General features: G+C 56.5%; 8 protein-coding genes. 4 read left to right on the top strand and 4 right to left on the bottom strand.

All coding sequences use genetic code 11. The annotated features are described in order from the left end of the window. Together K5905_RS24760 and tyrS are read left to right on the top strand one after the other, a co-directional pair. A partial coding sequence (locus K5905_RS24760; protein WP_297589058.1) for a MarR family winged helix-turn-helix transcriptional regulator occupies positions 1-226 on the top strand: 226 nt, incomplete at its 5' end. Positions 227-534: 308 nt separating this feature from the next. Beyond that, a complete protein-coding gene (gene tyrS / locus K5905_RS24765) occupies positions 535-1,812 on the top strand; it encodes a tyrosine--tRNA ligase (protein WP_297589061.1) in 1,278 nt (425 codons plus the stop codon). A 172-nt stretch (positions 1,813-1,984) separates the two neighbouring features. Here tyrS and K5905_RS24770 read toward each other — a convergent pair whose 3' ends face one another. From K5905_RS24770 to K5905_RS24780, 3 genes are read right to left on the bottom strand one after another with little or no spacing between them, the layout of a single operon-like run. Next, the gene (locus K5905_RS24770) at positions 1,985-2,197 is read right to left on the bottom strand and encodes a 4-oxalocrotonate tautomerase family protein (protein WP_297589064.1); all 213 of its coding nucleotides are present in this window, start codon (positions 2,195-2,197) and stop codon (positions 1,985-1,987) included. A 2-nt stretch (positions 2,198-2,199) separates the two neighbouring features. Beyond that, positions 2,200-2,586, bottom strand: coding sequence for a nuclear transport factor 2 family protein (locus K5905_RS24775; RefSeq protein ID WP_297589066.1), 387 nt, complete (start codon positions 2,584-2,586; stop codon positions 2,200-2,202). After that, a complete protein-coding gene (locus K5905_RS24780; RefSeq protein WP_297589069.1) occupies positions 2,583-3,197 on the bottom strand; it encodes a glutathione binding-like protein in 615 nt (204 codons plus the stop codon). Before K5905_RS24780 ends, K5905_RS24775 begins: the two co-directional genes overlap by 4 nt. A gap of 137 nt (positions 3,198-3,334) precedes the next feature. Between K5905_RS24780 and K5905_RS24785 the strand changes: the two genes are divergently transcribed. Both K5905_RS24785 and K5905_RS24790 read left to right on the top strand, forming a co-directional pair. Then, the gene (locus tag K5905_RS24785; protein ID WP_297589072.1) at positions 3,335-3,709 is read left to right on the top strand and encodes a helix-turn-helix domain-containing protein; all 375 of its coding nucleotides are present in this window, start codon (positions 3,335-3,337) and stop codon (positions 3,707-3,709) included. 28 nt (positions 3,710-3,737) lie between these two features. Beyond that, a complete protein-coding gene (locus K5905_RS24790) occupies positions 3,738-4,454 on the top strand; it encodes an alpha/beta fold hydrolase (RefSeq protein WP_297589075.1) in 717 nt (238 codons plus the stop codon). 266 nt (positions 4,455-4,720) lie between these two features. Here the strand turns inward: K5905_RS24790 and adh are convergent, their stop codons facing one another. After that, positions 4,721-6,241, bottom strand: a complete 1,521-nt coding sequence (gene adh, locus K5905_RS24795) for an aldehyde dehydrogenase (RefSeq protein WP_297589077.1) — start codon at positions 6,239-6,241, stop codon at positions 4,721-4,723. Between the last annotated feature and the right edge of the window lie 101 nt (positions 6,242-6,342).

The following is a 6,342-nucleotide window of genomic DNA, read 5'->3' on the forward strand; positions in this document are numbered from 1 at the left end:
CGATAGGCTTGTCGCAGCAGGCCTTGCTGAAAAACGGAAGTCACCTGAAGACGGAAGAGGTATCGTAGTCGTATTGACCCGCAAGGGAGCGGACATGCTTGAAGAAATGTGGCCGGTCTATCGGGCGGCCATTCAGTCTGAATTTGCCTTCCGCTTGAGCGAGGGGGAAGCGGAAGCACTCTACAAGCTTCTGGGGAAGGTGTTGTCGCCCGATGCCGTTGATTGACTGCATGTAATTGAAATAAAAAGGAAAAGTATTCCGGTTCCATCGCAGCTCATGACGGGAAGTTTTGAGCCAAAATCGGAGCTCTGGTCGTGGATCTCGAAACGGGGGCTTGACTCTCCGAAGCGCTTCGCGCATTTAAACTGCCATGACCAAGATGACCGCATCCTTCGTGTATTTTTATTACGTCACCGACATACCGGCGGCTGCGTAGGATCTTGCTCACTTCAAAGTAACCTCAAAAGCCGCCGCGTCAGGCGGCTTTTTGGTTTCCAAAAATGGCTCCTGGCGGGGAAACCAGGAAGCCGAAAATGACCAGACACATGATTGAAGCCGGAAAGCCGGCAACAAAGCTCAAATCGGAAGCGCTTGCCGTGCTTCTGGAACGTGGACTAGTGCACCAATGCACGGATCTCGAAGCGCTCGACAAAACCCTGTCCGAGGGTCCGGTCACCGCTTACGCCGGATTCGATGCAACTGCTGGCAGCCTCCATGTCGGGCATTTGATGCCGCTGATGACCATGCGCTGGCTGCAGAAGCTTGGCCATCACCCGATCGTGGTCCTTGGCGGCGGAACCAGCCAGATAGGTGATCCGAGTTTTCGCAACGATGCCCGGCCGATGCTGGAAGAGCGCCAGATTGCCGCCAACATCGCAACGATTCGCAGGTCGGTGGAACGCCTGGTCGATATGGACGGTCCGGACGGTGCGCTTCTGGTCGACAATGCGGAGTGGCTCAATGAATTCCGCTTCCTGGAATTTCTCCGCGACTATGGCTCCCAGTTCACTGTCAACCGCATGATGACTTTCGACAGCGTCAAGTCGCGCCTTGAAGCACAGATGCCGCTGACCGTTCTCGAATTCTGCTACATGATGCTGCAGGCCGTTGATTTCCTGGAACTCGCCAAACGTCATGATTGCGCGCTGCAGGTCGGTGGTTCCGACCAGTGGGGCAACATCGTCAACGGCGTCGAACTCGGTCGCCGTGACGGGCGCAAGCTGCACGGCCTCACCGTTCCGCTCCTGACCACCGCCAGCGGTGCCAAGATGGGCAAGACCGCTGCTGGTGCCGTCTGGCTGCATCCTGAACATCTGTCGCCCTTTGGCTTCTGGCAGTTCTGGCGCAACACGGCGGACGCGGATGTCGGAAAATTCCTGCGCCTGTTCACGGAACTCCCGATCAGCGAGGTTGAGCGCCTTTCAGAACTGCAGGGAGCGGAGCTGAACGAAGCCAAGAAAATATTGGCAACACAGGTGACAACCATTGTCCATGGCCCGGAGGAAGCCCGGTCCGCGCTTCAGCAAGGCGATGCCCTGTTTGCCGGTGAGGGGGAGATCCTGGAACCGACCCACACATTACCTCTGGCAACGCTGGCAGAAGGCCTGGGTCTTCTGGAACTGGTCGTGGCCGTCGGTTTTGCCGCCTCCAATGGTGAAGCGCGCCGCCTTGTTGAAGGGGGCGGTGTCCGCCTTAACAGCCAAATTGTCGACAATCCCCGCCGCCGGATCGCAACAGGAGACCTGAAGGCCAACGAACGGCTGGCAGTGTCTGTCGGCAAAAGGCGCAAGGCTCTGGTCGGATTTGTATGAACTGGAAGGGATCAGGGAACGACTTTCTTCAATTGTCCTCCCTGACTTTGGGAAAGGCCGAGGTCTTCTTTTGCGGTTTCCCCGGACGTGGCAGTTGTTCGGGATCCACTCGTTTCCAGGGATTTGGAAACAGGCCAAAACGGAGCCGGTGGCGATACCGGCTCCGCTTGCTTCAGGTCTTTTCAAGTTGCCTGGCCCGGTATTCCTCGACAGGCAGACCGCCGATACCCCAGCTTTCCAGTTCGACTTCCTCGATCACGACGAAGGTCGTCGAAGGGTTTTTGCCGAGAACGTTCTGCAACAGCTCGGTCACCCCTTTGATGACCTCCGCCTTCTGTGAATTCGTGACGCCTTCTCGGGTCACCTGAATGTTGACATAAGGCATGATTATGCGACTCCCTCGGTTTGAGCGCTCATCTGAAAGATCTTCGCCATGATCCGCCAGCGGTTGTCTTCCCGGACGAAGGTCAGGAAATCGACATAGGATTTACCCGCCATGGAACATCGCACACGGGCGAACGCGGTGTTGTCACCGGCGAATTGGATATCGTCGATGACATCGTCTCTGGTTTCGCCGCGAGAGGCAGGCGACACGCGGGCGGCAACCACCGGCACATATTCGTTCATGGTCCGGTGAAGCAGGGGCGTTTCGTCTGCGGTGGCGTAAACTGCGTTTGGGTGGAACACTTTCTGCAACAGCTCCGTGTCGCAATGATAAAGCGCGTCGAAATAGTCGCGAATGACTTCCTGTAGGTCCTGAATTGCATGGGTCATGCGGCAAGCCCTTCTTCCTTGAGAGTTTTTTGGGTCGAAGGCCGTGCATTGATACGAGCGACAAAAGCCGCTGTATCCGGCCAGTCGGCCAGCGAAACACCAATGAAATTCGCCCAGTTCAGGATGACGAACGCATAGGCGTCGACAACGGAGAACCTGGCACCGAGAAGAAACGAACCACCTTGGGCCAGCAGCCTGTCGAACTGGGTTATCTTTGCCTTCAGCCTGTCCAGATTGGCCGTCTGCTCGGTTTCAGAAAATGTCTTTCCGGAGAAATACGGGCTAAATGCCTTGTGCAGTTCAGAAGACAGGAAACTCAAGAGCTCGAGTTGGCGGAACCGCTGCAACGGTTCGTCAGCAAGCTCCGGTGCGAGGGTCGGAAATGTCTCGCCAATCCAGTGCAGGATGGCGACATTTTCCGTCAGGATCTGTCCGTCATCGAATTTCAGGGCCGGCACGTAGCCGCGCGGATTGGTGGCGGCAAAAGCAGCACCGGTTTCGGTCGTACCATTGTCGGTATCAACCTTTTCAAGTTGGTAGGCCGTGCCTGTTTCATTGAGGAGAATATGGGCTGCCATGGAACAGGCACCTGGCTTGTAAAACAGTTTCATCGAAAGGCTCCATCGTTTTAATGTCGATGGCTGGAAAGTGTTAGTTCTGGTTACTCTTGACAAGTAGGTAACTAATGGTAACTATCATTTTCAAGTTACCCGGAAGAAACCTGATTTCAGTGGAGTTACACCCGGAAATGGCACTCAAGATGCGCAAAAATCGCAGTCCGAAGCCGCCGGAACCGTGTCATCTGACCGAATGCATGCAGGTGATCGCGGGGGCCTGGGCACCCAATGTCATCTGGAGCTTGAGGGCCGGTCCCCGCCGGTTCAACGAACTGAAGAGCGACATCCCGCCTGTATCGTCCAAGGTTCTGTCCGCGCGTCTTTCCGAATTGGAAGAGCGCGGCGTGCTCCTTCGAAATGTCCGCCCGACTTCGCCGCCATCCGTCGAATACGAGTTGACCGAGCTCGGCGAAGAGCTCATTCCGGCATTGGAGGCAATCGTGCAGGTTGGCCATAAATTAAAACGTCTGCGGGGGTACGAACCCGCGTCAGAAGCTGCCGAATAATACTCAAATTTATTGCGAAGGAAATTCAATGGAATCGAAGACATTTGTCCTTGTGCATGGGGTTTGGCACGGTGGCTGGTGCTGGTCGCGCGTTGCGGGAATCTTGAGATCCAGAGGTCACAAAGTGACCGCACCGACACAAACTGGGCTGGGCGAACGCTCGCACCTGCTGTCACCCAGCATCACCATCAATACCTTTGTGGAAGACATTGTTCAGCACATGCGCTTCGAAGGCCTCAACGATGTTGTTCTGGTCGGGCACAGTTTTGGCGGCATTCCGATAACCGGCGTGGCCGATGTCGCGGCGGAGCGCCTCAGCAAACTGATTTATCTCGATGCCATCATGCTGCGTTCCGGTGAGACCTGGTTTGATCTATTGCCGGAAGATATGGCGGATGACCGCAGGGAACTTGCCGAAAAAACCAGCGGCGGCCTCAGTTTGCCGCCTGCACCGCCCGAGAGCTTCGGGGTTATCCGGCCGGTCGATGTCGCGTTTCTGGAACAGCGTCTCACGCCGCATCCGTTCAAGACGTTCACCACCAGCCTGACGCTTGAAAACCCGATCGGCAACGGTCTTCCCGCCAGCTATATCGAGTGCACCGATCCACCTTATCGGCCAGCTGCGGTTGCTTTGGAAAGAGCGCAGGAATTCGGTTGGCCCGTTTCCCAAATAGCCACCGGGCATGATGCCATGGTGACGGAGCCGGAAGCTGTTGCCGATCTTCTAGAAAAGCTTTCCAGCTGAAGGGAGCGAGGTGGGAGCCGGGGAACTCTCTTTGCAGATCTCTCCCTCTCGGTCGTCATCCCGGACGAGAGCGAAGCAGAGATCCGCGAGCGGGGACGCGATGAGTTGTCGGCCCGAATAAAAGGCAGACAGTTTGGTTTTCTGCTCTTCGGTTATCCCTGGCGCTACGTTTTATCGGAGTGCTGAAACCACGTGTTTTCGGGGCTTTGGGGCAACCTCGTTTAAGGTTGCCCCAATGCGTTTCGTATCTGAAAAAAACAAATGGCTTAGAAGAAGCCCAGCTTGTTTGGGTTGTAGCTGACCAGCATGTTCTTGGTCTGCTGATAGTGGTCCAGCATCATCTTGTGGGTTTCCCGGCCGATGCCTGATTGCTTGTAACCGCCGAATGCCGCATGAGCCGGGTAGGCATGATAGTTGTTCACCCAGACGCGTCCGGCTTCAATCGACCGGCCGAAGCGGTAGCAGGTATTGGCATCGCGCGACCAGACGCCGGCGCCGAGGCCGTACATTGTGTCATTGGCAATCGCCAGGGCTTCTGCCTCGTCCTTGAAGGTGGTTACGGAGACAACCGGACCGAAGATTTCCTCCTGGAAGACGCGCATCTTGTTGTGGCCCTTCAGGATGGTCGGCTGAATGTAGAAACCACCGGAAAGGTCGCCATCGAATTTTGCTTCCGCGCCACCACACAGGACTTCCGCGCCTTCTTCGGCGCCGATGGTGAGATAGGACAGGATCTTGTCCTGCTGCTCGCGGCTGGCCTGTGCGCCGACCATGGTTTCGATCGCGCGCGGGTCACCCTGCTTGATGGCTTTGACGCGCTCGATCGCCCGTTCAATGAAAGCCTCGTAGATGTCTTCCTGGATCAAGGCGCGGCTCGGACAGGTGCAAACTTCGCCCTGGTTGAAGGCAAACAGCACAAAGCCCTCGATAGCCTTGTCGAGAAAGGCATCGTCCTCTCGCATGACATCGGAGAAAAAGATGTTTGGAGACTTGCCGCCAAGTTCCAGCGTGACCGGGATAAGGTTCTCGGTTGCGTATTGCATGATCATGCGGCCGGTCTGGGTAGATCCGGTGAAGGCGATCTTGGCAATGCGCGAGGACTTGGCAAGCGGTGCACCGACTTCAGCACCGAAACCGTTGACGATGTTCAAAACACCGGCGGGCAGCAGATCACCAATCAATTCTACCAGAACCATGATCGCCGCTGGCGTCTGTTCCGCCGGTTTCAGGATTACGCAATTGCCGGCTGCCAGCGCCGGGGCGAGTTTCCACGCCGCCATCAGGATCGAGAAGTTCCATGGAATGATCTGCCCCACCACTCCGAGCGGTTCGTGGAAGTGATAGGCGATGGTGTCGGCGTCGATCTCCGACATGGAGCCTTCCTGACCGCGCAGAACGCCTGCAAAGTAACGGAAATGGTCAACGGAAAGTGGAATGTCCGCGGCAGATGTTTCGCGGATCGGTTTGCCGTTGTCCCAGGTTTCCGCCTTGGCCAGAACATCCAGGTTCTGCTCCATGACATCCGCGATTTTCAGCAGGATATTGGCGCGTTCCGCGGCCGGGGTCTTGCCCCATCCATCTTTAGCTGCATGCGCGGCATCCAGAGCCAGCTCGACATCCGCCTGGTCGGATCGGGCAACTTCACCCACGGCTGCGCCCGTGATCGGAGTGATGTTGGTGAAGTAACGTCCGTTGACCGGCGGGACGAATTTGCCACCGATGAAATTGTCATAACGTGCGGCGAAGGGAGAAGCGGTTTCTCCTGCAAAATTCGGCATTTCGTTCATTGTGTTTCCTCCAGTATCCTGGTCCTCCACCAGGGATCGGAGGAAAGTGCCGGGGGGAGGCGGTATTGTCAGCAGGTCCAAAACCGAATGCCGCCAAGACT

Origin of the sequence: Roseibium sp., assembly GCF_025698965.1 — a bacterium.
In the GTDB taxonomy this organism is placed as follows: domain Bacteria; phylum Pseudomonadota; class Alphaproteobacteria; order Rhizobiales; family Stappiaceae; genus Roseibium.

What these genes read in the sequence shown, in the direction of transcription:
- K5905_RS24780 (WP_297589069.1), bottom strand. Translation starts at nt 3,197, where the DNA reads ATGAAACTGTTTTACAAGCCAGGTGCCTGTTCCATGGCAGCCCATATT.
- K5905_RS24785 (WP_297589072.1), top strand. Translation starts at nt 3,335, where the DNA reads ATGGCACTCAAGATGCGCAAAAATCGCAGTCCGAAGCCGCCGGAACCG.
- K5905_RS24770 (WP_297589064.1), bottom strand. Translation starts at nt 2,197, where the DNA reads ATGCCTTATGTCAACATTCAGGTGACCCGAGAAGGCGTCACGAATTCA.
- tyrS (WP_297589061.1), top strand. Translation starts at nt 535, where the DNA reads ATGACCAGACACATGATTGAAGCCGGAAAGCCGGCAACAAAGCTCAAA.
- adh (WP_297589077.1), bottom strand. Translation starts at nt 6,241, where the DNA reads ATGAACGAAATGCCGAATTTTGCAGGAGAAACCGCTTCTCCCTTCGCC.
- K5905_RS24775 (WP_297589066.1), bottom strand. Translation starts at nt 2,586, where the DNA reads ATGACCCATGCAATTCAGGACCTACAGGAAGTCATTCGCGACTATTTC.
- K5905_RS24790 (WP_297589075.1), top strand. Translation starts at nt 3,738, where the DNA reads ATGGAATCGAAGACATTTGTCCTTGTGCATGGGGTTTGGCACGGTGGC.